Source organism: Paenarthrobacter sp. NPDC092416 (assembly GCF_044755025.1).
Lineage (GTDB): Bacteria > Actinomycetota > Actinomycetes > Actinomycetales > Micrococcaceae > Arthrobacter.
In genome coordinates this window covers 291,710-315,522 of sequence record NZ_JBIVQG010000004.1, presented here as the reverse complement: position 1 = coordinate 315,522, position 23,813 = coordinate 291,710, and the positions used below count along the sequence as shown (strand labels likewise).

General features: G+C 60.3%; 20 protein-coding genes and 3 pseudogenes. 17 read left to right on the top strand and 6 right to left on the bottom strand.

Annotation, left to right across the window (positions count from 1 at the left end):
• Positions 1-28 precede the first annotated feature (28 nt).
• A pseudogene (locus ACIQC5_RS11055) lies at positions 29-689 on the bottom strand (hypothetical protein).
• An 82-nt stretch (positions 690-771) separates the two neighbouring features.
• Between ACIQC5_RS11055 and ACIQC5_RS11050 the strand changes: the two are divergent.
• The 14 genes and pseudogenes from ACIQC5_RS11050 to ACIQC5_RS10985 all read left to right on the top strand — a co-directional run bounded on the left by ACIQC5_RS11050 (position 772) and on the right by ACIQC5_RS10985 (position 15,137).
• Positions 772-1,530, top strand: a pseudogene (locus ACIQC5_RS11050) (SDR family NAD(P)-dependent oxidoreductase).
• A 148-nt stretch (positions 1,531-1,678) separates the two neighbouring features.
• A pseudogene (locus tag ACIQC5_RS11045) lies at positions 1,679-1,855 on the top strand (carboxymuconolactone decarboxylase family protein); the annotation flags it as partial.
• A gap of 125 nt (positions 1,856-1,980) precedes the next feature.
• Entirely contained in the window at positions 1,981-2,310 is a 330-nt protein-coding gene (locus ACIQC5_RS11040; protein ID WP_400281687.1) for a cupin domain-containing protein, read from the top strand.
• A gap of 604 nt (positions 2,311-2,914) precedes the next feature.
• The gene (locus tag ACIQC5_RS11035; protein ID WP_400281684.1) at positions 2,915-3,967 is read left to right on the top strand and encodes a zinc-dependent alcohol dehydrogenase family protein; all 1,053 of its coding nucleotides are present in this window, start codon (positions 2,915-2,917) and stop codon (positions 3,965-3,967) included.
• A 50-nt stretch (positions 3,968-4,017) separates the two neighbouring features.
• Positions 4,018-5,502 (top strand): aldehyde dehydrogenase family protein, encoded by a 1,485-nt coding sequence (locus ACIQC5_RS11030; RefSeq protein WP_400281681.1) that lies wholly within the window; start codon positions 4,018-4,020, stop codon positions 5,500-5,502.
• A 582-nt stretch (positions 5,503-6,084) separates the two neighbouring features.
• The gene (locus ACIQC5_RS11025; RefSeq protein WP_400281678.1) at positions 6,085-6,612 is read left to right on the top strand and encodes a nuclear transport factor 2 family protein; all 528 of its coding nucleotides are present in this window, start codon (positions 6,085-6,087) and stop codon (positions 6,610-6,612) included.
• A 90-nt stretch (positions 6,613-6,702) separates the two neighbouring features.
• Positions 6,703-7,839 (top strand): substrate-binding domain-containing protein, encoded by a 1,137-nt coding sequence (locus ACIQC5_RS11020; RefSeq protein WP_400281675.1) that lies wholly within the window; start codon positions 6,703-6,705, stop codon positions 7,837-7,839.
• A 38-nt stretch (positions 7,840-7,877) separates the two neighbouring features.
• Complete coding sequence (locus ACIQC5_RS11015) at positions 7,878-10,424, top strand: ATP-binding cassette domain-containing protein (RefSeq protein WP_400281672.1); 2,547 nt, start codon at positions 7,878-7,880, stop codon at positions 10,422-10,424.
• Positions 10,425-10,428: 4 nt separating this feature from the next.
• Entirely contained in the window at positions 10,429-11,457 is a 1,029-nt protein-coding gene (locus ACIQC5_RS11010; RefSeq protein ID WP_400281669.1) for an ABC transporter permease, read from the top strand.
• A 69-nt stretch (positions 11,458-11,526) separates the two neighbouring features.
• Positions 11,527-11,886 carry an EthD family reductase gene (locus ACIQC5_RS11005; protein WP_400281666.1) on the top strand — a complete coding sequence of 120 codons (360 nt, stop codon included), beginning with the start codon at positions 11,527-11,529 and terminating at the stop codon, positions 11,884-11,886.
• A gap of 31 nt (positions 11,887-11,917) precedes the next feature.
• Complete coding sequence (locus ACIQC5_RS11000; RefSeq protein WP_400281663.1) at positions 11,918-12,775, top strand: LLM class F420-dependent oxidoreductase; 858 nt, start codon at positions 11,918-11,920, stop codon at positions 12,773-12,775.
• 120 nt (positions 12,776-12,895) lie between these two features.
• Positions 12,896-13,597 carry an NADPH-dependent F420 reductase gene (gene npdG / locus ACIQC5_RS10995; protein ID WP_400281660.1) on the top strand — a complete coding sequence of 234 codons (702 nt, stop codon included), beginning with the start codon at positions 12,896-12,898 and terminating at the stop codon, positions 13,595-13,597.
• Complete coding sequence (locus ACIQC5_RS10990; RefSeq protein WP_400281657.1) at positions 13,584-14,330, top strand: SDR family oxidoreductase; 747 nt, start codon at positions 13,584-13,586, stop codon at positions 14,328-14,330. Before npdG ends, ACIQC5_RS10990 begins: the two co-directional genes overlap by 14 nt.
• A 192-nt stretch (positions 14,331-14,522) precedes the next feature.
• Positions 14,523-15,137: a TetR/AcrR family transcriptional regulator gene (locus ACIQC5_RS10985; protein ID WP_400281654.1), complete on the top strand. Its 615-nt coding sequence runs from the start codon at positions 14,523-14,525 to the stop codon at positions 15,135-15,137.
• A 16-nt stretch (positions 15,138-15,153) separates the two neighbouring features.
• Here the strand turns inward: ACIQC5_RS10985 and ACIQC5_RS10980 are convergent, their stop codons facing one another.
• The 5 genes from ACIQC5_RS10980 to ACIQC5_RS10960 all read right to left on the bottom strand — a co-directional run bounded on the left by ACIQC5_RS10980 (position 15,154) and on the right by ACIQC5_RS10960 (position 21,176).
• Positions 15,154-15,966 (bottom strand): coenzyme F420-0:L-glutamate ligase, encoded by an 813-nt coding sequence (locus ACIQC5_RS10980; RefSeq protein WP_400281652.1) that lies wholly within the window; start codon positions 15,964-15,966, stop codon positions 15,154-15,156.
• A complete protein-coding gene (gene cofC / locus ACIQC5_RS10975) occupies positions 15,951-16,730 on the bottom strand; it encodes a 2-phospho-L-lactate guanylyltransferase (RefSeq protein ID WP_400281649.1) in 780 nt (259 codons plus the stop codon). Before cofC ends, ACIQC5_RS10980 begins: the two co-directional genes overlap by 16 nt.
• A gap of 27 nt (positions 16,731-16,757) precedes the next feature.
• On the bottom strand, positions 16,758-19,382 hold the full coding sequence (locus ACIQC5_RS10970; RefSeq protein WP_400281646.1) for a bifunctional FO biosynthesis protein CofGH: 2,625 nt from the start codon (positions 19,380-19,382) through the stop codon (positions 16,758-16,760).
• A complete protein-coding gene (gene cofD, locus ACIQC5_RS10965) occupies positions 19,379-20,470 on the bottom strand; it encodes a 2-phospho-L-lactate transferase (protein WP_400281724.1) in 1,092 nt (363 codons plus the stop codon). Before cofD ends, ACIQC5_RS10970 begins: the two co-directional genes overlap by 4 nt.
• 223 nt (positions 20,471-20,693) lie before the next feature.
• Complete coding sequence (locus ACIQC5_RS10960) at positions 20,694-21,176, bottom strand: nuclear transport factor 2 family protein (protein WP_400281643.1); 483 nt, start codon at positions 21,174-21,176, stop codon at positions 20,694-20,696.
• A gap of 289 nt (positions 21,177-21,465) precedes the next feature.
• Here ACIQC5_RS10960 and ACIQC5_RS10955 point away from each other — a divergent pair, with 289 nt between their 5' ends.
• Genes ACIQC5_RS10955 through ACIQC5_RS10945 form a run of 3 tightly spaced genes read left to right on the top strand, consistent with a single transcriptional unit; the run spans position 21,466 to position 23,797 of the window.
• A complete protein-coding gene (locus ACIQC5_RS10955; RefSeq protein WP_400281639.1) occupies positions 21,466-22,491 on the top strand; it encodes an LLM class flavin-dependent oxidoreductase in 1,026 nt (341 codons plus the stop codon).
• Positions 22,488-23,234, top strand: a complete 747-nt coding sequence (locus ACIQC5_RS10950) for a hypothetical protein (protein WP_400281636.1) — start codon at positions 22,488-22,490, stop codon at positions 23,232-23,234. The genes ACIQC5_RS10955 and ACIQC5_RS10950 overlap by 4 nt, the downstream gene beginning before the upstream one ends.
• On the top strand, positions 23,231-23,797 hold the full coding sequence (locus ACIQC5_RS10945) for a flavin reductase family protein (RefSeq protein WP_400281634.1): 567 nt from the start codon (positions 23,231-23,233) through the stop codon (positions 23,795-23,797). The genes ACIQC5_RS10950 and ACIQC5_RS10945 overlap by 4 nt, the downstream gene beginning before the upstream one ends.
• The last annotated feature ends 16 nt before the right edge of the window (positions 23,798-23,813 follow it).

The window sequence follows — 23,813 nt, the reverse complement described above, 5'->3', positions numbered from 1 at the left end:
GCGGCATACTTGCGATGCTTGTCCGGCATTACGGCTGAACACCCGACCCTTGAGTTGTAGGCGTCGACGGTGAAGGTGTTTGTTCAAGGGTCGCCGCCCAGCTGCCCAGGAGGCGCAGGGCGTCCTCGGACGTTGTGCCGGGCTCGGCACTGTGTATGAGTAGGGAAAGCCCGGGGTCGGCCGTGAGGTCCATCGCGCTGAACATGAGTTCGATGTCCCCGACGATCGCGTGGTGGAACCGTTTAACCCCGGTGGTGTGGAGGTGGACGTTGTGCGCGGCCCACAGGGTGCCGAATTCCTCGCTGCGGGTGGAGAGCTCGCCGACGAGGTCTGACAGGTCCTTGTTGTAGGGGTCCCGGCCGGATTCGGCGCGAAGGATCGCGACCGTGTCGTTGGCGGCCTGGTTCCAGTCGGGGTAGAACTCCACAGCGGGCGGGTTCAGGAACACGAAACGCGCGTGGTTCACGGGCCGGCCAGTGTCCGTGTACATCTCGGAATAGAGGGCGTGGCCCAGCCCGTTCCAGGCGGGTGTAGTACTCGGGACTCACGCCAGCCAGGGAGGCCACCTCTCCGCGTCGAAGCCCGGGAACGCGGCGGTTTCGGCCGAAGACCGGCAGGCCTGCTTGCTCGGGGGTGATCTTGCCGCGTCGAGTAGTCAGGAACTCGCGTATCGCATTCCGATTGTCCATGTCATCTACGTTGGAGACCCGCCGCTGATGGAGGGAGGCCCTGCCAGTGGCACCTACAGCAGGGCCTCCCTCCATGCTGTGAATGTCTGTTGACTGGAAGGCGTTCCCGATGGAAAGCCGCCCAAAGGCGGCTCCGCCGGGCGCACATTTTCAGGAGTTCAAAAGTAGAGGACACGCCAAATCCATGACTGAGAAGAAGACTTGGTTCATTACCGGTGCCGGCCGCGGCATGGGTGTCGACATTGCCAAAGCAGCCCTCGCAGCCGGCCATGCAGTGGTCGCCACCGGCCGCAACGCGGACGCGGTGGCCGAAGCGCTCGGGGAGCACGATGACCTGCTCGTCGTGGCGCTCGATCTCACCCAGCCCGCGTAGGCGGAAGCGGCGGTGAAGGCCGCGACCGACCGGTTCGGGAGCATCGAGGTCCTCGTCAACAACGCCGGAAACTTTTACGCAGGCTACTTCGAGGAAGTTAGCTCGGAACAGGTGCGCGCACAGCTCGAGACGAACCTCTTCGGACCGATGAACGTCACCCGTGCGGTCCTTCCGGTCATGCGCGTTCAGCGCTCTGGGCACGTCATCACGATCACCTCCGTGGCCGGCATCGTCGGCGTGGACTTCTGCTCGGCCTACGCGACCTCGAAGTTCGCCCTCGAAGGCTGGATGGAAACGTTGCACACGGACGTCGAGCCTTACGGGATCCGCACCACCATCCCAGCAGACCATTCAGGGATGGAAGGCGATGAACGGCACCCAGCCAAGGGACCCCACAAAGTTCGCCGCTGCGCTCGTCACAATAGCCGCGGGAGACGACCCGCCGACTCGGTGGGCCGCAGGCGCTGACGCCGTCGACGCCCTGGAACGGAAAGCCCAGACCCTCCGTGACCAGGCTGCCGCACACCGAGACCTGTCTTCCTCTCTGGCCTACGAGGATCAGTAACTCAAAACCCACCGACGCCTTAAAAGATTCCCAACCGAAAGAAGGATCATCATGACTGACCAGCCAAAGCAACTCGGAGGCGGCCGAAGGATCTTCGGCGACTTCGCTCCGAAACTTGCCCAGCTCACGGACGACGTGCTCTTCGAGGACGTTTGGAACCGGCCCGAACTCGCCGCCCGCGACCGGAGCCTGATCACCGTGGCAGTGCTCACCGCCGGCGGGAACACCGATCAGTTGGGCTTCCACCTCGGACGCGCCCTGGAGAACGGCGTGACCCAGAAGGAGCTGCTGCACCCACCTCGAAAAACCCGGCCGCCCAGTTCGCCGGAGACGTCTGGCTCGACCCGATCGCGTTGCCCCATGAGCCAGGCCAAACGATGGTCGTCGCGACGGTCCGGTTCGCTCCCGGCGCCCGTACCGCCTGGCACTCCCACGAGCACGGCCAGTACCTCCGTGTCACCCAGGGTGTCGCACGCTTCGGCGGCCGCGACGGCACGATCATCGAGGTCCACCCCGGCCAGACGCTTTACACCCCGCCGGGCGAGGAACACTGGCACGCTGCCGCCCCCGGCTGCTTCATGGAACACATCGCCATGCTCCAGAACGGCGAGGACCCCGCCACGACCACCACCTGGCGCGAGCACATCACCGACGACGAGTACAACGGCACCGTCCAGCCGTAGTCTCCTTTTCGCCTCGACGACGAGCCCGGAACCTCCAGACTCCGGGCTCGTCACACCAGGAAGACCATGGCCACCACGCTCGACCGAACCGGCCCATGGCCCGCGTGAAGGCTAGTCCACACAATCGGGCCATAGTTCCCGTGCAGCGGACCACATAAATGAATCTGCGCTCACGGTGGCGGGGCGACGTGTCTCACAACGGGCGGCAATTGCCGTGTGATCGTTGGTCGGCAGGGGCAGCAGTATCGTGGACGCCTGGAGACCTTCGAGAGGCCAGCAGCCCTCCGCAGCTCTGCATGATTCAATGCGCTTCATGATGGACACCACCCTGGTTGTAACGTCGCCATTGCCTTGCGCGATGATGGCAATTCTAAGAACGAACGTTTGTTCTTATTTTAGGATTGTGACTCGTGCCCGTCAACCCCCTCGGGTCGCTCGGTAGTGGGATGAAGTCCCGACGCCGACCTCCCCCGCAAATCCCCATAGAGCCACCTTTCGATTGACACTCCATGAGACGGAGGTAACATTGCTTTAGCAAACAAGCGATTGTTCGCCAGTTGTGATCAACGGTGATCTGGCCCTCGCGGCCGAGATGGAGAAGAAGATGAAAGCACTAGTACTCACCGGCTTCGGCCAGGAACTTGAAGTCTTGGACCTGCCTGTTCCGGAACTGACGCCAAAAGGCGTGCTGCTACGCGTTGAAGCGAATGGCATTTGCCGCAGTGACTGGCACCTGTGGATGGGCGACTGGGACTGGCTGGGCCTGAACCTTGAACTCCCGCACGTCATGGGCCACGAGTTCGCCGGGGTCGTCGAGGAGGTCGGCGGCGAAGTATCCCGGTACAAGAAGGGTGACCGCGTGGTAGTTCCCCACGCACATGGTTGCGGGCATTGTGAATATTGCCTGGCCGGTCACAACAACATCTGTGAAAACGTGTCCTTCGCTGGAACCAACTACTGGGGTGGATACGGACATTACGTACACGTTCCTGATGCTGATCGAAACCTCGTCGCCCTCCCTGACAATGTCGACTTCGATGCTGCAGCCGGGCTGGGATGCAGGTTCATGACGGCATTTCACGGAGTGGTGGACCAAGTCCAGGTGAAACCGGGCGAGTGGGTGGCCGTCCATGGTTGTGGCGGTCTCGGTTTGTCTGCCATTCACATCGCATCCGCGATGGGGGCCAATGTGATTGCCGTTGACATCAACGAGGACTCTCTCGCTCTGGCCAAATCGTTGGGCGCCGTCGCGACCGTTAACGGACGCAACGAGGACCCTGTTGCGGCAATTCGGGAAATCACGCAGGGAGGCGCCCACGTTGCAGTGGACGCGCTGGGTATCTCCATCACATGTCAGGCGGCAGTCAATAGCCTGCGAAAGCGCGGCCGCATGCTCCAAGTTGGTCTTACGTCCAAAGAGGAAAAGGGCATGATTGCGTTGCCCATCGACAGCATTGTGTTGCAGGAGTTGTCCATCGTGGGGTCCGCCAACATGCCAGTCTCCCGGTACCCGGACATGATGCGCATGGTCGAACGCGGAATCCTCAACCCGGGCGCAATGATCACAAATCGCGTCGGGCTCGAAGAAGCTGCAGGCATCATCACTTCGATGGGCGAGTTCAAGGGCACAGGCGTCAGCGTCCTCAACCGCTGGTAGGACGCATCGCTCAAGGCAACATGAAGAAGCAATACTGAAAGGCTGTAGCAATGAAGATGATCATTAACGGGGAACAGCGAGACTCTCGGGACGGGGCCTTCTCTGAAACATTCAACGTCGCGACCAACGAAGTCATCGACACGATTCCTTCAGCAACTGTGGAGGACATCCAGGAGGCCCTGGAGCATGCTCAAGAGGGTGCGCGAATTTGGGCCGAAACCCCCGCCCATCAGCGTTCGGCGATCCTCACCAAGTTCGTCGCGACCCTCCGTGAGAATATCGAAGAGCTTTCCGTTCTTTTGGCTGGCGAAAGCGGCAAGGTCCTTGCCCACTCGCGCAATGAACTGGAAACTTCCGCGCGAATCTTTGAAGGATTCGCCGAAGAGTCCAAGCGGATCTTCGGGCAGTCCATTCCGTTGGACATCCAGCCTGGCCTGGAAGGTGACCTTCTGATCACCAAGCGTGAACCGTTGGGCGTCATCGCCGCGATCCTGGCGTTCAACTTCCCCGCTGAGCTCTACGCGCAAAAGGTAGGCGCAGCCCTTGCCGGCGGCAACGCCGTGATCGTCAAGCCGCCGCAGGACGATTCCCTCACCTGCATTCGAATGACAGAACTGCTTCTGGAAGCCGGAGTCCCGGGTGCCACGCTTCAAATCGTCACCGGATCAGGCTCAGTCACTGGCGACTACTTGTCTCGCAGCCCATTGATCAACGGGCTTAGTTTCACCGGAAGCACCGCGGTCGGAGAGCGGATTGCCGAGAATACTGCCCGCAATGTCGTGCGAACCTTCTTGGAGCTCAACGGCAATGACGCGTTCATCGTGTGCGAGGACGCCGATGTTGACCTGGCTGTTCAGCACGCAGCCATCGGCCGTCTGTACGGTAATGGTCAGGTATGTGTGGCTACCAAGAGAATCCTGGTTGAAGAGTCCCGGTACAACGAGTTCCTCGAAAAGCTCACGGCGCAGGTTCAGGGCAAGAAGGCTGGCGATCCCACGGATCCTTCCACGGAGATTGGACCCCTTATCAACGAGCGGGCGGCAAAGGATGTCGAGAACCAGATACAGCACGCCATTTCGGAGGGTGCAACACTCCGTCTAGGAGGCAAGCGCGATGGTGCCTTCGTGGAACCGACAATTCTGGAGATCACCAGGGAGGTCGGTATTGCGACCGACGACGAGATCTTCGGTCCCGTTTTCTCGCTTCTGCCCTTCAGGGGCATTGACGAGGCCATTGAAATTGCCAACTCGTCTTCGTTCGGGCTCGGTGGTGCGGTCTTCTCCAGCGACTTCCACAAGGCCTTCTATGCGGCCGGGAAGATGCAGACCGGCATGGTATCCATCAACGGTGGCAACTGCTACCGGCCAGATGGCAGCGCTTTCGGAGGCTACAAGAAGAGCGGTATCGGCAGGGAGGGATTCCTGTACACGCTTGAGGAGTTGACCCAGATCAAGAGCATTATCATGCGTGGGATCCTCACGAGTCCCTCGTCCCGGAATTCCGGAGCAGGAACGGAAACCATCACTGGGGATTAGGGCGACTGATGGCTGGCTGGCCCATAGGGCCAGCCGGCCTGAAATTCAGAATACGTCCGGCCTTGCATTATCGGGGGCGTGAGCAATGCTGAGATTCTGCCTTCAAGAGTTGGTCTCTCGGTGTCGAAAATTGGTCTATTACAATTTATTTACTAAAACTCTGGAGGCCTTTTCATAAACGCTTCGCGATGCTGAAATATTGCCTCCGACTTATCGGGAAGACTGCTTCTCTGTGCGCCGACAGGCGCAGACTCACGGCCCCGCATCCGGTCCATTGCGCGGTTCGGTGCCCTGGGATGGACCTGTGTTCAGGCAACTAACCGTGAGCACCAGGCCTCCGGCGTGACAATTTGAGTTCACGTTGGGGGCCTTTTTTCGTCTATCCCCGCGCCATTTTTAGGGTTGGCCCAGACCTGCACAAATTACCCAAATTGGGGTGTTGACAAGTGGTGCTCGTCACAGCAAACTAGTGTATGTTCGTATCGAATCAGCCTGCTGAATTGTTCTGCCAAGGTACGTATGAGGCGCGCAATGGAGCAGCCCGAGACGCAAATCTGCATCTCAGACAGAAGAGGCACTTAAATGTCAACCGAAGTAAATCAAAATCGCACTGCGGGCCCATCACTCGAGGAGCTCACCCGGCGGCTAGTTCGTCTTGAAGATGTGCAGGCCATCGAGAAACTGAAGTACACGTACGCCGGCTTCTGTGACGATTCCTATAACCCTGAGGGCATCGCTGCCCTGTTTGTAGAGGACGGGCGATGGATCGTTGACGGCGAGGGCGCCACATTGGTGGGTCGGGACGCCATCCGCAATCACTTTGCCGCTCTTTCCGAACGAATCTCTTGGGCTTTGCACTTCGTGATGGCTCCGAACATTGTCATTGCCGAGGACGGCACGAGCGCCACGGGGACTTTCTACCTTCTGTGCCTTTGCACGATTGAGCAGACGGAGGACGCCTCGAAGAAGGACGCTGTGGTCCTCACGGTGACCTACTCGGACAAGTTCGTAAAGCGCGATGGCACGTGGTTCTTTGAAGAGTTGATTGGCCGCACTCACCAAGTGTCCAACTGGGACAAGGGCTGGGTCGAGCAGCAGTTCCGGGACTAGCCAAACCCGAACCATCCCGCGCCTCGACGCGCAAGACGTGGACAGCAACGGTGCGTCCTCGTTAAACCATTCTTTCTCAAAGGAATCATCATGAAGAGCTCACCAACTTCCCGGCGCACTGCCGCCGTGGCCACAGCGGCATTGACCGCTTTGCTTTTTACCGGCTGCACCGTTGAAGGCCCGAACGCGGCAGCCCCGGGCGCAGCCGCCGGCACAGCTGGAGCTGTGAACCCTGGGGGTAGTCCAGTTCCGGTCGATCAGATGTGCGGCGACCGCCCGATCAAGATCGCGCACGTTGCAGGTTTCGGTGCGAACTCCTGGAGGAAGATCACGGAGGCCGAACTCCGCGACGAATTATCCGCCTGCAAGAACGTGACTGTGGACTACTCGCAGGCTGACGGTGACCTGCAGAAGTACATTACTGCAATCAACTCCTACACTGCCCAGGGATACGACGCCATTGTCACCTATGACGATTTCGGCAGCCAGGCGCTGAGCGCTCTCTCCAATGCCAAGAAGGCAGGCGTCGTGGTGGTCCCGTACATTGCCGATCCAGGTGGAAAGGTCGGCGTCGACTATGACGGCTACGTAGCCTACGACTTCAAGACTGAAGGCGACACCATGGCTAAATGGCTGGCCAAGCAGGTGCCGGCTGGCGGCAACGTCATCTTCACCGGCGGCCTTCCAAGCGGCAGCCCGTCCACCGTGGAACTGCTCAAAGGCATTCAGGCTACGAATGATCAGCTCGGAGCATTCAAGATCGCAACCCCTGAACCGATTGCCTCCAGCTGGGATCCCGCCTATATGCAACGCGCAATGTCCGGCGTACTGACAAAGTTCGACAAGATCGACGGCTGGGCATCTGACTACGGAGTCGCTGACCTGGGTGGGCTTCGGGCCATGGTCAACGCAAACCGTCCGATTCCTCCCTTGGCTACTTCCGCAACGGACAACGAACTCGGGTGCTTCTGGCTCGAGAACAAGGACAAGAACGCAAACTTCCAGCTTCTGACCTTGGACGGCACCACCACCGTGGTCCGCATCGCGGGACGTAAGGCACTGGCCGCGCTGAACAAGCTCCCGGACAACGAGCCCGAGTTGTTCCAACTGCCGACCTTCGTCGACACGGCCAACGGAAAGCTGCCGACCTGCCACAAGGACCTGCCGCCTGACGCGGACCTGTCCTCCGCCCTTTCGCCGGAGAAGCTGAAGGCAGTGTTCCAGTGACTTCTTCCGTACATGGAACGGCACGAAAGGAGACGACCGTGATCCAACAAGATCCTCACAGGCTCATCGAGATTGAACCTGCCGCCGCAACAGATGATGGGTCAGTCGTGCTGAGGCTTGAAGGAGTCGACAAGCGATACCCGGGCGTGCACGCCCTCAAGAATGTCTCCCTCGAAATCCGCAGAGGCGAAGTTCATGCCCTTGTCGGAGAAAACGGTGCCGGCAAGTCGACGCTTGTCGGCGTCGCGGCCGGGGCAGTTTCCCCCGATCTGGGCTCCGTCCAGATCGGGGGAGCCAGCACCGACGCACCCACGCCTCAGTGGAGCCGGGAGCAAGGGCTCGCGATCGTCTACCAGGAACCCGCGTTGCTTCCTCACCTTACGGTGGCGGAGAACATGCGATTGGGCATGCCCAGGAATCTGCGCCCGTCAGTAAGGGAGCAAGTGGCTTGGGCTGAAGGAGTTCTTAGCAGTTGGAGGAACGTCGCTTCGATTGACCCACGGGACCTCGTCAGCAGTCTCAGGCCTGACGCCAGATTTGTCGTCGAAATCGCCCGAGCCATGGCAGAGGACCCAAAGGTCATCATTCTGGACGAACCAACCGAGCATCTCCTTCCCGCAGCAGTCGACGAACTCTTCCACCTGATAGATGCGGTTGTTCAGCGCGGCGGGGCCGTCGTCTACATCTCCCACAAAATCAACGAAGTCAAGAAAGTCGCGAACACCATATCGGTGCTCCGTGACGGGGCACTGGAAGGCACGTTTCCCGCCCTGACGATGACAGAGCAAGACATCGTCAACCTCGTCGTAGGCCATCAGAAGTCGCGCGAAGCGGCCAGCGCGTCGGCCCTGGACCCGGCAGCTGCCGTGCAAGTGAAGATCGAGGACCTCAGCGGGCACGGATTCTCCGACCTCAACCTGGAAATCCGAAAGGGCGAAATCATTGGCTTTGCTGGCATCGAAGGTCAGGGCCAGCGCGATGCGCTGCGCGCCCTCGCGGGACTGTCCCGAAGCAAGGGATCTGTAACCATCAACGGCGCCAACGTGCGTTTGGGAAGCACGACAAACGCTATGCGTGACGGAATCGTTTACCTTCCTCACGACCGCCACAACGAGGGCATTTTCTCCCGGCTCAGCCTGCGCGAAAATTCATCCATCGGCTCAATTGCCCAGTTGGCCCGGGCGGGAGTAGTGAGTTCCCGCCGCGAACAGAAGTCGGTTATTAAGCAGTTTGCTTCCCTTCGGGTAAAGGCTCCATCCGCCGAAGTGGACATTGACACGCTTTCCGGCGGCAATCAGCAGAAGGTAGTTCTCAGCCGCGTCCTGCTGGGAGGCTCGCCGGTCCTGTTGGCGGACGAACCAACACAGGGCGTCGACGTCGGAGCCCGCGGCGAAATCTACCAGATCCTCCGCAAAGCAGCGGCAGATGGGGCATCAATCATTGTTCTCTCGTCGTCGGCAGCCGAACTCGAGGAGCTGTGTGACCGTGTCATCGTCTTCTCCCGAGGACACGCCGCGAAAGAGCTGGTTGGCGAAGAAGTCTCCGAACGCCGGATCACGGAATCTGCTCTCACAGCCAGCCAACACCGCAGCACAGTCAGCAAGGCCAAACAGGTCGAGCAGAAATGGAAGCGGAAACTCGCAGAGAACGATCTCATGCCGGGAGGCGTCCTTCTCCTCGCAACTATCGTGCTCGGAATCGTCGCCGCCTCCCAGAGCAGCTTCTACATGACGCCGCGCAACTTCGGGCTTGTCCTTCCCCTGGTCGCCATTCTCGCTTTCTTTGCGATAGCTCAACAACTGGTCATGATGGTTGGCGCCATTGACCTGTCGGTGGGCCCCTTGGCTGGTTTCCTTGTGGTTCTCGGATCCTTTGTTTTGTCGGAGTTCCGATCAGCCGTTGGAATCGGCCTCGGGATTCTTATCGTAACGATCGCAGCGGCCGCAGTGGGGGTGGTCAACTGGTTCTTGACGACCATCGTGAAGATTACCCCTCTTATCGCAACGTTGGTCACGTTCACTGCTCTACAAGGATTCGCGTATTTGCTGCGTCCGCTCCCTGGCGGTCGAATGGACCCAACCTTCACCGGATGGGTTACGGAGGCGTGGGGTTTCCTTCCTTGGATGCTCGTGGGGGCCATAGCCATCGCGCTCGTCCTTGAGTTCACCCTGCACAAGTCACTCTTCGGCATCCGGCTCCGCGCAGTTGGCTCGAACGCAGCAACAGCCAAGAAGGTCGGGGTCAAGTCCAACCTGGTGGTTCTGGCGGCATATGTAGGTTGCTCGGTTCTTGTCGTCCCTGCATCGCTTCTGCTGATGGCACAGGCCGGAACCGGCAATGCAAGCATCGGCGACAGTTACACGCTGGCGAGCATCGGCGCAGTCGTGCTGGGTGGTGCGAGCATCTTCGGTGGCCGGGGATCGTTCCTCGGCGCCATCATGGGGGCTGTACTTGTGATCCAGGCGAACACCGTTGTTCAGTTCCTGGGCCTTCAAATGTACTGGCAGCAGTGGTTCATTGGTGGACTCACTCTTGCCGCGGCGGCCTTCTACTCCAAGACACGTGCCCTTTCGGAACGGATTTAGAGCTATGACAATCACCATCGATTCCGCACCTGCACGGACGTTCTCCGGAACACTTCGTTCCGCGGCCGGGCAGCTCACGCGCTCACCGATTCTCATTGCAACAGTCGCCCTCTTCCTCCTGAGTTGGGCAATTGCCCCCGGCAGCGTGTCGAGAAGTTCCATTGACTCTCTACTGCCATTCGCGGCCATCCTGGCCATCACCGCGATCGGGCAGACACTGGTTGTGATGCTCAAAGGCATCGATCTGTCTGTTCCGGGCATGATGACCATGGGAGCCTTGGTCAGCACGCAATTCGCGGCTAAGAATTCCGACAACGTTGCCCTCGCCTTAGTGGTAGTCGCCGTCATCGCAGTAGTCGTCGGTCTCATCAATGGGCTGGTTATCGCGGTATTCTCCGTGACACCGCTGGTTGCGACGCTGGCCATGAACGCACTTCTGTTGGGGGCCGCACTGGCATACTCAGGGGGCACACCGACACGCGCCCCCCAATCCGTCTCGGACTTCGCCCTGGACAAGACGCTCGGAGTGTCAAATACGGTTTGGCTTTCGGTCCTTCTGGTGGTCGTCGTCGCCCTCGCCACTAAACGGACCGTCTGGGGCCGGCGGCTGGTAGCGGTCGGAGCCAACGAGTCAGCCGCCAGGATCGCCGGTGTGCGGGTAATCACCTTGAAGGTCAGCGGATACGTTGCGGCTGCCCTCTGCTACAGCGGTGCCGGGGTACTTCTTGCGGGATACATCAGCACACCAAACACGAACGTTGGCAATCAGTACCTGTTGCCGGCCATCGCCGCCGTTGTCGTTGGCGGTACAGCCCTTAACGGTGGTCGTGGCAAGATCCTGGGCACAGCGATCGGTGCACTTTTCCTCAGTCAACTGACTCAGTTGGTTTTGTCGCTGGGCGCGCCATCGTCCACTCAGCTCCTCATCCAAGCGGCAGTCATTGCCGTGGCCGTTGGCCTCCAATCTGTGAAGGGAAAGTCGTCCCTGACGCGGCTGTTCCCTCAAAAGCTGCCTCGAAGTAAGCCCGTCTAGTCTCTCCTGACAGGCCCTAAGCCGCTACCAATCCGGTCGTAACTAACTCTGACTATCGAAAGGAATTACATGCCCGACAACACCAGCGCCCGTCCAATCAAGACGATGGCCCTCCTGGGACGCAAACCTGGGATGTCATTCGAGCAATTCTGCACCTATTGGCGCGATACGCATGCTCCCTTGGCCTCGAAAGTCCCCGGCGTGACCCGGTACATCCAGCGCCACATCGTTCCAGACAATGCGAACGGTGAGCCGGACAACGAGTTCGGCATTGACGGCATCGCCATTCTCGAATACGAAAGCGCGGAAGCAATGGAACAGGGCTGGACCAGCGAGGCCGGACAAGCCGCTCTGGCCGATGTCCCCAACTTCCTGGGCAAGCATTCGGTGATCGTGTTGGACGACTATTCCGTCGTTGACAACCTCTAAGACGTACCCCCTAAAGAAAGAATTTAGCCCAATGGATATTGGCGGAGTCTATTTCTTCACGGACGAAGGTCCCGATCCCGTGAAGTTCGCACAAGAAATGGAAGCGTACGGCTTCGAATCACTGTATGTTCCGGAACATACTCACTTTCCCACTTCGAGGAAGACCCCATACCCGGCAGCCTATGGCGGCGGTGAGCTGCCCAATTTCTACCTGCGCACCTACGACCAGGCGGTCACGCTTTCCTACATCGCTGCTACAACCAAGCTCAACATCGGCACCGGTGCCTGCCTCATCGCCCAGCACGATCCAATCTCCAAAGCGAAGCAACTCGCGACGCTGGACTACTTGTCCGGCGGACGACTTACCGTTGCGGTCGGCTTGGGCTGGAACGCGGATGAAGCAGAAGCCCACGGTGTTATTTGGAAGCAGCGGTTCAGCATAGTCAAAGAAAAGGTCGCTGCGATGCGAGCCTTGTGGACTGACGACGTAGCCAGCTATGAGGGCAGCCACGTTCACCTTGCACCCAGCTGGTCTTGGCCCAAACCTCAACAAACAGGGGGACCGGCGGTATTCATCGGAGGTGCCGGACCGACAACGTTCAAGCACGCGGCGGAGTGGGCGGACGGTCTCTACATTGTCCCGCCGCCGGAGGACCCCACGTTGGAGAAGACCCTCCCCAAGTTCTGGGAGATCGTCGAAGAATCGGGGCGCGACCCCAAGACGATGCGTGTGGCCGTAGCGTCGGCTCCGCCAGACCCAAAGGTACTGGAGAAGTACGCCGAACAAGGCATCGAAAGGGCCGTTCTCTGGATCGACCCTACCGACCCGAATCAGGCGTTCCAGAATCTGGAAACTGCGGCGAAGGCCATGCAGGAATTCCGACAGTAATTTGGCGCACTCGTAAGCGCCCTAGCTGCACCTGTTCACGTCCTTACTCGGTCTTTCCCCACTCCCTGACCTGCAACGGCGTGAACAGGTGCTTCACACCAACGAGCTCCAAGGAACATCATGCAACTCGACAACGCACCACTACCTTCGATCGGAATCCTCGGCGGAACGGGCGCCCTTGGCGGCGGTCTCGCCTTCCGATGGGCTGAAGCAGGCCTCCCCGTGACGATCGGTTCCAGGAACGAACAACGCGCTGCCGAGGCAGCCGCCAGAATCAGCACCGGAATCAAGGGCCCGCATTCCCTCAACAGCGCCGGACTCAACGAATGCGCGGCCAACGCGGACGTCGTGGTGATCGCTGTACCCTGGGACGCCCACCAGGAAACTTTGACGCAGATTCGTGATGCCGCCCGCGGAAAGATCGTCATCGACGTCGTGAATCCCTTGGCCTTTGACAAATCCGGAGCCTACGCTCCTTCTGTCCCGGAGGGCAGCGCAGCCCAGCAGGCCCAAGCATTGTTGCCCGATTCCCATGTCGTCGCGGCCTTTCACCACGTGTCCGCTGTTCTTCTCGCGGACCACACAGCGGAAACCGTCGACACCGACGTCATGGTTCTTGGCGACGACCTTGAGAGCACAAAGACGGTGCAGGAGTTGGTGCGCCTTATTCCAGGCATGCGCGGAATCTTTGCCGGAAAACTACGCACTGCGGCCGCGGTGGAGGGACTCACGGCCAACCTGATCGCGGTCAACCGCCGGTATAGGACGCACGCTGGCATTGGGCTGACCAACGTTGAAGAGGCTGCACATGCCACGGCTTGAGGGGAAAGTGGCGCTGATAAGTGGCGCTGCCCAAGGTATGGGGGCCAGTCACGCACGGGCGATCGTCCAGCATGGTGGCAGCGTGGTAATCGGCGATGTGGACGACGAACGCGGCAAGCTCCTGGCCGATTCACTGGGTCCCCAAGCCCGTTTTGTGCACCTCGACGTACGGAACAGTGCTGACTGGGATGAAGCAGTTGCCTTTGCAATCAGTGAATTTGGCCGGCTGAACGTGCTCGTCAACAATGCCGGTGTACTGAGGCACAGCGGAGTTGAGCTGTGTACCGATGAGGAGTGGGACCTCGTGGTCGGCATCAATCTCACCGGGGCCTTCAAGGGGATCCGCGCCGTCGCTGACGAGTTCAAGCGATCTTCCCCATCCTCTGTCATTAACATTTCCTCTACCGCCGGCCTTAAGGGATTCGCGGGATTCACGGCCTATGGTTCCTCCAAATGGGGCCTTCGCGGACTGACAAAGAATGCGGCCATCGAGCTGGCGCCATACGGTATCCGAGTCAATTCCGTGCATCCCGGGAACATTAAGACTCAGATGATCGACGGGCTTTACATGGACTTCAGCCATGTGCCCCAAGGACGTGCCGGGAATCCAGAGGAAATCAGCAGTCTGGTTGTCCTTTTGGCCAGCGATGAAAGTTCGTTTTCAACGGGTAGCGAGTTCGTGGCTGACGGTGGCGAAACCACCGGGCTGCCGGCGATCGATACCGCCGATTAGTTCGGGCGCGTCGGCGTTCTGCTTTGGCAAGGCCGAAGGGAACGCCGACAAACCCGCGCACGCATACGCGCCAAGATTTCGAACGAACTGTTGCTTGCGCGTACAGTGTCTACGCGACGCGTCGGAGCCTGCGGGCCAAAACTAGTGTTTGTGCGTAAAATTGGGACATCGACTAGACGATAGGGTGGGTCAATGGTTGCAACGGCGGAACGTGGGACTGCGCAGGCAATACGCGAAGAGGCTGCGAAGCTCTTCTTCGAGCGTGGGTACGATGCGACGAGTTTGCGCCAGGTGGCGTCGGCCGTCGGTCTTATGGTTGGCAGTCTGTACAACCACATCGACAGCAAGGAACACCTGCTGCTACAAATCATGGGTGGAATCATCGATGATCTGCTTGAGACTGCCCGCGACGCCGTGAAGATCGAGGGCGACGCTATCGATAAGCTGGAAGCCGCTCTTGCTGCTCACCTCACATTCCACGCCGAACGCGCGCAGGAAGTATTCATCGGCAACGCCGAACTGCGCTCGCTCTCGGACGGCGCCCGGGAAGTCGTGATTCAAAAGCGACACGAATACGAACTGTTCCTCCAAGAACTGGTCGAAGACGCCGGTCGTGCAGGACTCGCCGACGTCATCGATGCGAAAATCCACGTCTACAGCTTCGTCGCCCAGGCAACCCACATTGCCAGCTGGTTCAAACCTGGCGGTCGATTGAACCTGGACGAGATTGTCGCCATCTACACCAAGCTGGCACTGCGCGAACTCAACGTCCCCAACGCTGACGACAGGGTCAACAGACGGGTCTGAACGCCGCATTGAGCTGTCAGTCCGGGAGTCGTAGCGTCTCGGACTCCAGTCTGGATACTGCGTGCAGTCCGTCCTCGTATCCGTTGGAGTAGGCCTCATCGCTGCCGAGCCGGAACATGTCCTGTGCGGCTGGCCTGATCAGGCTGCGGGCCGAGCCTGTGACGGAGTCGAGGTCTTCAAGGACAAGGTGCGCCAGCCCTCGTACCAGCGCGACGGGGCATCCTTTGGATTTTCCTTTGACCAAGTCCGCTGCACCTGCGATCTCGTCGGCGACGGCTGCGGCTGAGGCGAGCAGGAGGTTTCCGTGTGGATCGTGCGTACCCCGGTAGTCCTCAAGGACGCGCAGTCCCGCCGCCCCGATTGCCGCGTCCGTTTGGCCTTCTCGCCATGGCCGGCCGAGAGTGTCGCTGAGGATTACTCCGATCGTGACGCCGAAATGCCGCCGCAGGTCCGTACAAAGGCGTCGGGCGGAGGCGTCAGGATCGATGGGAAGCAGCAGGACGGTGCCCTCGGGGGTGTTGCTGTTGTCCACTCCCGCCGCCGCCAGAACGAGTCCTTGTCGGTTTTCAACTATGCGGGTTATGCCACCTGGGTAGGGACGGCTCGCTACTAGCCGAACGGTCTCGGCCGTGATCGCAGCCTCACGGTCGGTGGCGGGGACCTGCCGGCCTTCGGCCTTGGAGACGATTTTGCTGGTGACGACCAGGATGTCGCCGTCTTGAAGCCTCTCGGGTGACTTGGCCAGGGCATCGCCAATCATTTGAGCGAGGTTGTCATGCCGGGAGATCTCAGGGATGCCCTCGATTGCGGTGACTAGTAGACCGGACATGATTTCCTTTGCGTGCTGGGATTTTCGGTTTGCCAGGGCGTCGGGCGGGTGTCCGCCGCCGGTTGTAGGAACAGCCCCGACTTCAGGAGAGCGGCGCTGGTGTGCAGGCCTAAGCCGGTCTCGGCAGCGGCAGTCAGGTCGCCTATGGTGTCGACGTCGGCCCGCAGCGTGGAGTCGGCAGGGATGGGAAGTAGTCGGTGACCCGCCAGCAAATGCGAACGGAGGGAATCATCGCCGAACAAGGCCCGGACACCTGCTCCCGGTAAGGCTGCGATCAAGGTTGTGCCGGTGCCCTGTCTGTCCGGGACGACAGCCAGTCGATGACGCTCCGCGCAGTGGAGCGCGTACTCCAGGTCTACTGCCTTGAGGCATGGCAGATCGGCCGTAAGCGCTGCTACAGGGCCGTCGCCGTCCAGTAGCCGGGCGTACGCGATGCCGGCCTCGACCGCTGCGTTTAGACCGTGTCCGGGGTCTGCGAGCATTCGGACTTTAGATTTGGCCACGACTGCGGACGGGTCGGAAGAGACGATGATTATTCGCCTGACGCTTGGGACCGCGGACGCAGCCGCCACTGTATCGTCAAGAAACCCGAGTGCCAACTCGCGCTGGAGTTCGGGACCAATTGTCCCCGGACTGTCGTTTCGCCGCATACGGCTTTTGGCGTGTGGCCCGCCCTTGAAGGGCACAACGAGTGTCCATTCGCCGGTCGTGCTGGCCGGCTCGTTGGCTCCGCTGGAGGTGTCCGAGGCTGTGCCGGAGGTCATGTGTTGTTAGGTCCTTTCATGGCGTGGCTATTTCAAGGAAACCGGCAGCAGTCGAAGAGTCTTGCCCGTAGCAGCGAATCCCTTGTGGGCGTTTTCACGGGCTACGGCCAGGCGTTCGTCTGAGGGCGTTCCGTAGGTTGTGGTGCGTTGAACGGGAATTCTGCCAATGGATCTGATCATGTCCTCAAGTTCAGACACCGTTTTCTCGGAACCGTTGTCGGCTCCCGCCATGCGGCTGATTGTTTCTTCCATCAGGGTTCCGCCAAGATCGTTGGCTCCTCCCTGGAGCATGCGCTGGGTCCCTGTCGTGCCCAGCTTCACCCAGGATGTCTGGATGTGGTCTATCCGTCCGTGCAGCATCAGGCGGGCCACGGCGTGAACGGCCCGATTTTCCTGCGATGTCGGCCCAGGCCGGGCTATGCCGGCCAGATAGACCGGCGCGTTGGTGTGGATGAACGGAAGAAGCACGAATTCCGTAAATCCGCCTGTCTCATCCTGAATACGGGACAAAGTACGCAGGTGCGCTACCCAGTGGCTGGGGTTGTCCACATGTCCATACATCATCGTCGAACTGCTGCGGATCCCGAGCCGGTGCGCGGTGCTGATGATTTCGATCCATGTTGCTGCGGGAAGCTTTCCCTTGGTCAGCAGCCAGCGGACGTCGTCATCGAGGATTTCGGCTGCAGTGCCCGGAATGCTGTCGAGACCTGCAGCACGGGCCTCGATCAGGAACTCCTCGAAGGACATCCCAAGCCGGGCGGCGCCGTTGACTATTTCCATTGGACTGAAGGCATGCAGGTGAATTTCGGGCTGCCGCTTCTTCACCTCACGAGCAAGATCGAAGTACGCTGTCCCGGGCAAGTCTGGATGAATGCCGCCCTGCATGCAGATTTCCGTTGCGCCGATTGCCCACGCTTCATCGACGCGGTCGCCTACCTGTTGCATGGACAGGGTGTAGGCGTCGGCATCTGTCCGGCGTTGAGCGAAGGCGCAGAAGCGGCAGCCGGTGTAACACACGTTCGTGAAATTGATGTTCCGGTTGACGACGTAGCGCACTTCATCGCCCACGGTCTGCGCTCGAACAGCGTCGGCCAGTGCGGCAAGGGCTTCCAGCTCGGGCCCGTCGGACGACAGCAGTTGGAGGTAGTCGGCGTCGGACAGTCCTGCCGGGTCGTTTTCGGCCCGGGCGAGAGCCTGGCGGATCGCCCGGGCTTCCCTCCGGTTAGGGGAGTGGCCTGGCGTGTGGCTGCTCGCGGCGTCGTCGCGGATCGCAGACCAGTCGCCGTAGACACCATCGAAGTCGCTCCTCCGGTCGCCGGTGCGTCCGATCGTGTCGATTTCAGTGTGGAGGTTGACCCTGCCCTGACCGACGGTAGTCCACTCAACGTCGGGATCCTGCCACGGGCGGCCTTCAGGGATGAGTCCTTCAACAGCCAGGCCGTCAGGGCCGGCGAGGGCACGAACGTGGGGGAGAATGCGCGGATCAAGCCACGGATCCTCTTCTTTGACGTAACGCGGGTGGGCGGTGAGCCGTTCGCGGAGAGTGAATCCGCTGGCTGCCGTCAGCCGTGCAAGGTCGTCCAGGTGTGGCCACGGCCGTTCCGGGTTGACGTGATCCGGGGTGAGTGGGCTCACTCCGCCCCAGTCGTCGATTCCTGCGTTGATGAGGAGAGCCAACTCGTTGGCGTCGGTGAGGTTTGGCGGCGCTTGGAGCCGCAGCTTGGGGCCTAGAATCAGACGCGCGACGGCGACGGCCGCCACATACTCTTCGGTGCCGAGGTCCGGCGTCGACATCATCGCCGTTGCGTCCTTGGCCCGGAAGTTCTGGACAATAACTTCCTGGATGTTCCCGTAACGGCGGTGCGCGGCCCGGATGGCGAAGATTGCGTCGACTCGCTCGGCGTAGTTTTCGCCGATTCCGAGCAGCACACCCGTAGTAAACGGGACACTGCAGCGACCCGCGTCTTCCAGCACCCTAAGCCTAAGGGCAGGTTCCTTGTCAGGGGATCCGTAGTGCGGCCCGCCTTTCTCCGACCAGAGCCGCGTGGCTGTCGTCTCCAGCATCATGCCCATCGAGGGTGCAACCGGCTTTAACCGTTGGATCTCCTCCCAGGTCATGACTCCGGGGTTCAGGTGCGGCAGCAGCCCCGTTTCTTCCAGAACCCTGATGGCCATAGCTCGTACATAATCCAAAGTCGAGTCATAGCCGTGGGAATCCAACCATTCCCGTGCAGCGGGCCAACGATCCTCCGGACGGTCACCAAGAGTGAAAAGGGCCTCTTTGCACCCAAGTTCGGTTCCCTTCCGCGCGACATCGATGATTTCGTCGGGTGACATGAAGATGCCTTTCCCGGCTTTCTTGAGCTTTCCCGGAGTGCTGACGAACGTGCAGTAATGGCAGCGATCCCGGCACAAATGCGTTACGGGGATGAAGACTTTCCTCGAATACGTGATGATGCCGGATTGGCCGGCCTGCTCCAACCCAGCATCGCGGACCCGCGACGCCGCGGTCATCAGCCGCTTCAGGTTGTCTTCGCGGGCGTGAAGCAGCGTTTGCGCCTCGTCGGGGTTCAGCGTAACCCCGTCATCGGCGCGGCGGAGTGCCCTCCGCATTGCGCTTTCGGATGGGACGAACAATTCCATCGCGGTCATGATGAAACTCCAAGGATAGGGAGGGAATGGTTGCGGCCAGGCGCAGCGGGGGATTCAAAGCCGGATTTGAGGGAGTGGGGGAGTGGAACAGATGCAGCGAGGGCCAACGTCTCGGAAGCCATGATCGCGGTGGTCTCAATGTCGGTCATCCATAGAGGAACGGCTGCTCCGCGGATACCTTGGCCTTCAAGATCAGGAAGAATTTCGGCGTCCGCCTCGTCCACCAGCCACCCGTCGAGCAGCCCGCCGCTGCTTCTGGCGCCGTAGGAGCAAGCAACACCCAGGGCCGTGGCTTCAACACCGATGGATTCCAGACATTGCTCGGCCATGCCACGCACAGCTGCCCCCCCGATGATCGGGGAAAGGCCAATGACCGGGGCTGCCGCTTTGGCCAAGGCCTCGCGGACACCAGGAACGGCCAGGATCGTGCCCACCGAAACTACGGGGTTGGACGGAGGAAGAATGATGATGTCGGCTGCCGCTATGGCGTCGATGACCGCGGGTGTTGCGGTCGCCTTCTCCAGCCCCATCTGGACGAATTCCGTTACAGGAATGGCTGCGCGGTAGCGAACCCACCATTCCTCGAAATGGATCAATTCCCCGGCCGAATGCTCTGCCGTGGCCTGGGCCAACCGGACATGTGTCTCGGCTGGCTGGTCACTCATGGGGAGAAGCCGGACCCTGGGATTCCAGCGGCGACAGAGCGTTTCGGTTGCCTGGGTAAGGGTGGCGCCTTCCCGCAACATATCCGTCCGGACGATGTGCGTCGCCAGATCGAGATCGCCAAGCGTAAACCAGTCCCAGCCACGACCGTAGGCGCTGATTTCAGCAGACGTTCGTTTGCTTTCGCCGCTTCGTCCCCAGCCTTGGGTTTCCTCGACTCCACCGCCCAACGTGTACATCATTGTGTCCAGGTCGGGACAGACGCGGAGGCCGTTCAACCACATATCATCCCCGGTATTGGCGATGACGGCGATGTCGGCCGGTTGCGTGGCCGTTTCACGAGAGACAGCGTCGAGGTGCGCCAGCAGGCCGCGGACAAATCGGGCACCGCCCACTCCTCCGGCCAGCACTGTGATTCTCTCCATCGCGAAACACCTCTCACCCACCATCCAGCCCGTGACATAAGCGTCGTCGGGTACGAACAATCGCTTGTTCATTTCACAATGTTACCCGCGTCTCACCGGCTGTCAATCGCGGGAGTGCAGCAACGTCGTGAAGGCGGGTCGAGTGCCGCTGGGGCGTCTTGCGGGCAGGAGGCGCGATCGAGTCGTAACGCGCCTCCTGCCCGGCCGGAGATTACCGGCAGGATCACAACTGGCGCGCGGGAAGCACCAGTTGCGCATCTGGCAGACCGCCACCGATCGATCGATGAGGCCATGTGACGTCGAGTCGCGTGCGGCTAATGAGCCAAATCCCGCCCTCGCGGCGATACTCGTCGACATACGAGCCAAGAAGGATCCAGCGATCCCTGGCCGGGTCGGTCTGGAGATCCACGAGGTAGGAACGACCCTCAGCGCTGTCCGGGCTCATGAACTCGATCCAATGATTGGTGATCACATGGTGGAAGGGGTATAACCCCGTGTTCGCCGTGTCGTACTCGGCAAAAGCCGCGCGCATACCCTCCGCAATCGCTTCACGCCCCTGCCAGGTGCCCTGCCCGGCATCGCAGATCGCGTCGGCTGTGAACAAGTCGCTGAGCAAATTGACATTGTTCGTATCGAGTAAATGCGCGTATTTGATCCTGAGATTCTTGATCTCTTCGATGGCCAGAAGCCTCTCGATATGTTCCATGATGCCTCTTCTCGTAGTGGTGCAGGCACTGAAGTGTGCAGTCGCGAATTCTGATTCGCGGCATTGTTCGGTGCACAAGGGAAGGACTGGCGTCCGGAGATGAACCGTAGACCTTGACATCAATGTGAAGGCAAGTCGGTTGCTGGCGACGCCGGAGGAGGCGAACTGGCATCCCAGAGCATAGGTGGGTAACCAGCGAATAAACCCCACTCGGATTTGACCTTCACACGGATGGCAAGGTTTACCGTGGTGACCGTTCGCGATGAAATCTGTGATGTAAGGAGAGAAGTTGAAACTGGGCGTCTTGGATTACGCACCTATTGATGAGGGGGCGACACCTTCGCGCGCACTAAGGGCGTCGACGCGGCTTGTACAGACTGCCGAGCGGCTGAATTACTCGCGCTTTTGGGTCTCGGAGCACCATGGTATTGAGGCGCTGGCGAGCGTTTCGCCGGAGGTCCTGATTGGGCACCTCGCTTCGGCAACTTCGCGAATCCGCGTAGGCTCAGGCGGCGTGATGCTTCCGCATTACAGCAGCGTGAAGGTCGCAGAGAACTTCAAGACGCTGGAAGCATTGAATCCGGGCCGTATTGATCTGGGATTTGGTCGCGCCCCGGGGGCAAACGCGAGGTTGAGCGCCGCCCTAAATGACGAGAAGTCGGGACAGCTGCCTTACCCGACGAAGGTTGCCGATCTTTTGGGCTTTGTCACGGGCGAGCACGGATCGTCATCGAAATACGTAGGCGTATCGGCATCGCCGGACGCTGAATCGTTGCCGCTCCCTTGGGTACTTGGAGCAAGTGGAACGACGGCGGAGCTGGCCGCAGCGAACGGGATCGGGTTCACGTTTGCTCACTTCATCAACCCCAGTGCCCGGGGTCCGAGAGCCGTTGAGCAATACCGGCGGGACTTCCGCCCTGGTTCGTTCCTGACCGAACCAGCCGTAATAGCTGCCGTCTTTATTGTGGTGGGTCAGGACGCGGCCGAAGTAAATGACCTGACGGCCGCTTTCCATCTCTGGCTTGCACATGCTGAGAGCGCTTCCCCGTTTTCACGGATACCGTCGCTGGAGAGGACGAGGGAACACGCATGGAGTCCAAGTGAGCTGTCCGCCCGCGAACGCAACGAAGGCCGCGTCATTGCGGGCACGGCTGCTCAAGTCGTTCAATCCCTAAGAGAACTAGCCGATGGCTACGGGACGGACGAAGTAATGGTCAACCCAATGATGCCTGGCGAGCACCGCCGGCTTGCCGCCCTGGAATCCCTCGCGGCCGAACTGGCCGTCAACGAGCTGGGAGCGGTCGCGCAAGCATGATCAGGACATCAGACAAATTCCACGCAGCTCTCTCGTTAGCTCACCGATGGTTCGCGTTCCTTGAAACTCCTGCAGGAAACGTCGAGGAGCACCTTGGCCTTTTTGCAAAGGACGTCCAGTTGACTGGCCGTCGAGGGCAGGTTTGTTTCGCTCATGGGCGCGCGGAGTTGGAGCGGTGGTTCGGAGCTGTGCCCGAGGAGATCAGCTCACACAGAATCATCCATTCCACGTGGACGGACGGTGAGGGCGAAGTGGGCAAGCTCGATTTCGTGGTTGCTTACCAGGCCACAACGGCGCACGGTGGTGTAAGCGGATCGATCATCAGCTATGAAACGGTCATTTCCTTCGCAAATGACCAACCACACTTTCTGGCGCTCGACAAGACCCCGATTCTGCCCAATGCCCGCAAGGAATATGCCCCAACCTGGGCCGAACATCGGGTTCTCGGATTCGTGCACGCAGCCTTGAGCGGGCAACTGACCAGCCAAGCGGCAACAGATGCTTTACACCTTGCCTTGTCGGCCGGTTCGAACGTCGGCGTGTGGGCACCGGCGCCGGAACTCTCCAGGGTTTACGACGCCTTCCTGACAGTTGGTACCTCCGAAGGGAACGTCTATACAGCGTGGTGGAGATTCCACGACGACGGCGATGCCGCCTTCCCCGCACTGGAGCGCACCGCGCCGCTACGCCGCCAGACGACCCAGGACGACGAGACGAATAGCGACATGAGGAGCAGGTCTTGAGCGAAACACGCTACAAGGCCCAGGTCGCCCGCCCTTCCGAAGGTAGCGAGCCGTGCCGCGGAGACACTCCGGTTACGGGAATTACGCGTCGGCGCGTCAGTGCAGACAACTTCCGGGCGGCAATGGCACGAGTGGCGACGCCGGTGTCAGTTGTTACATCGTTATGCGCAGGCACAGCCCACGGAAGCACGGTTAGCGCGTTCCTATCGCTGTCCTTGGCTCCGCCAATGCTCCTGGTCTCCTTGGACGCCGCATCGAACTTGCTTTCCTCTCTCAGCGTTGGCAGCCCGATCGGCGTAAACGTGCTGGCCTCGGATCAACGCGAGTTCGCCCGGCGTTTCGCGGTCAAGAGCACGGACAAATTTGCGGGTATCCAATGGACGCTCACGGCCGGCGTGCCCCGCCTTCCGGGGCTTCATATATGGATGGCGGGCCGTGTGTCAGATATCCGGCCGGCCGGGGACCACGCGCTGGTCCTTGTGGACATCGAAGAAACCTCTCTTGGGCAGGGCTCGCCGTTGACTTACTGGCGCGGGGCTTTCGGCACGCACAGCGCATCTTAGACCCTGCCTTCCGCTC

Bases quoted from the DNA above. Each gene is read 5' to 3' on its own strand.
- ACIQC5_RS11035 (WP_400281684.1), top strand. From the start codon at position 2,915: ATGAAAGCACTAGTACTCACCGGCTTCGGCCAGGAACTTGAAGTCTTG.
- ACIQC5_RS11030 (WP_400281681.1), top strand. From the start codon at position 4,018: ATGAAGATGATCATTAACGGGGAACAGCGAGACTCTCGGGACGGGGCC.
- ACIQC5_RS11025 (WP_400281678.1), top strand. From the start codon at position 6,085: ATGTCAACCGAAGTAAATCAAAATCGCACTGCGGGCCCATCACTCGAG.
- ACIQC5_RS11020 (WP_400281675.1), top strand. From the start codon at position 6,703: ATGAAGAGCTCACCAACTTCCCGGCGCACTGCCGCCGTGGCCACAGCG.
- ACIQC5_RS11010 (WP_400281669.1), top strand. From the start codon at position 10,429: ATGACAATCACCATCGATTCCGCACCTGCACGGACGTTCTCCGGAACA.
- ACIQC5_RS11005 (WP_400281666.1), top strand. From the start codon at position 11,527: ATGCCCGACAACACCAGCGCCCGTCCAATCAAGACGATGGCCCTCCTG.
- ACIQC5_RS11000 (WP_400281663.1), top strand. From the start codon at position 11,918: ATGGATATTGGCGGAGTCTATTTCTTCACGGACGAAGGTCCCGATCCC.
- npdG (WP_400281660.1), top strand. From the start codon at position 12,896: ATGCAACTCGACAACGCACCACTACCTTCGATCGGAATCCTCGGCGGA.
- ACIQC5_RS10990 (WP_400281657.1), top strand. From the start codon at position 13,584: ATGCCACGGCTTGAGGGGAAAGTGGCGCTGATAAGTGGCGCTGCCCAA.
- ACIQC5_RS10985 (WP_400281654.1), top strand. From the start codon at position 14,523: ATGGTTGCAACGGCGGAACGTGGGACTGCGCAGGCAATACGCGAAGAG.
- ACIQC5_RS10980 (WP_400281652.1), bottom strand. From the start codon at position 15,966: ATGTCCGGTCTACTAGTCACCGCAATCGAGGGCATCCCTGAGATCTCC.
- cofC (WP_400281649.1), bottom strand. From the start codon at position 16,730: ATGACCTCCGGCACAGCCTCGGACACCTCCAGCGGAGCCAACGAGCCG.
- ACIQC5_RS10970 (WP_400281646.1), bottom strand. From the start codon at position 19,382: ATGACCGCGATGGAATTGTTCGTCCCATCCGAAAGCGCAATGCGGAGG.
- cofD (WP_400281724.1), bottom strand. From the start codon at position 20,470: ATGGAGAGAATCACAGTGCTGGCCGGAGGAGTGGGCGGTGCCCGATTT.
- ACIQC5_RS10960 (WP_400281643.1), bottom strand. From the start codon at position 21,176: ATGGAACATATCGAGAGGCTTCTGGCCATCGAAGAGATCAAGAATCTC.
- ACIQC5_RS10950 (WP_400281636.1), top strand. From the start codon at position 22,488: ATGATCAGGACATCAGACAAATTCCACGCAGCTCTCTCGTTAGCTCAC.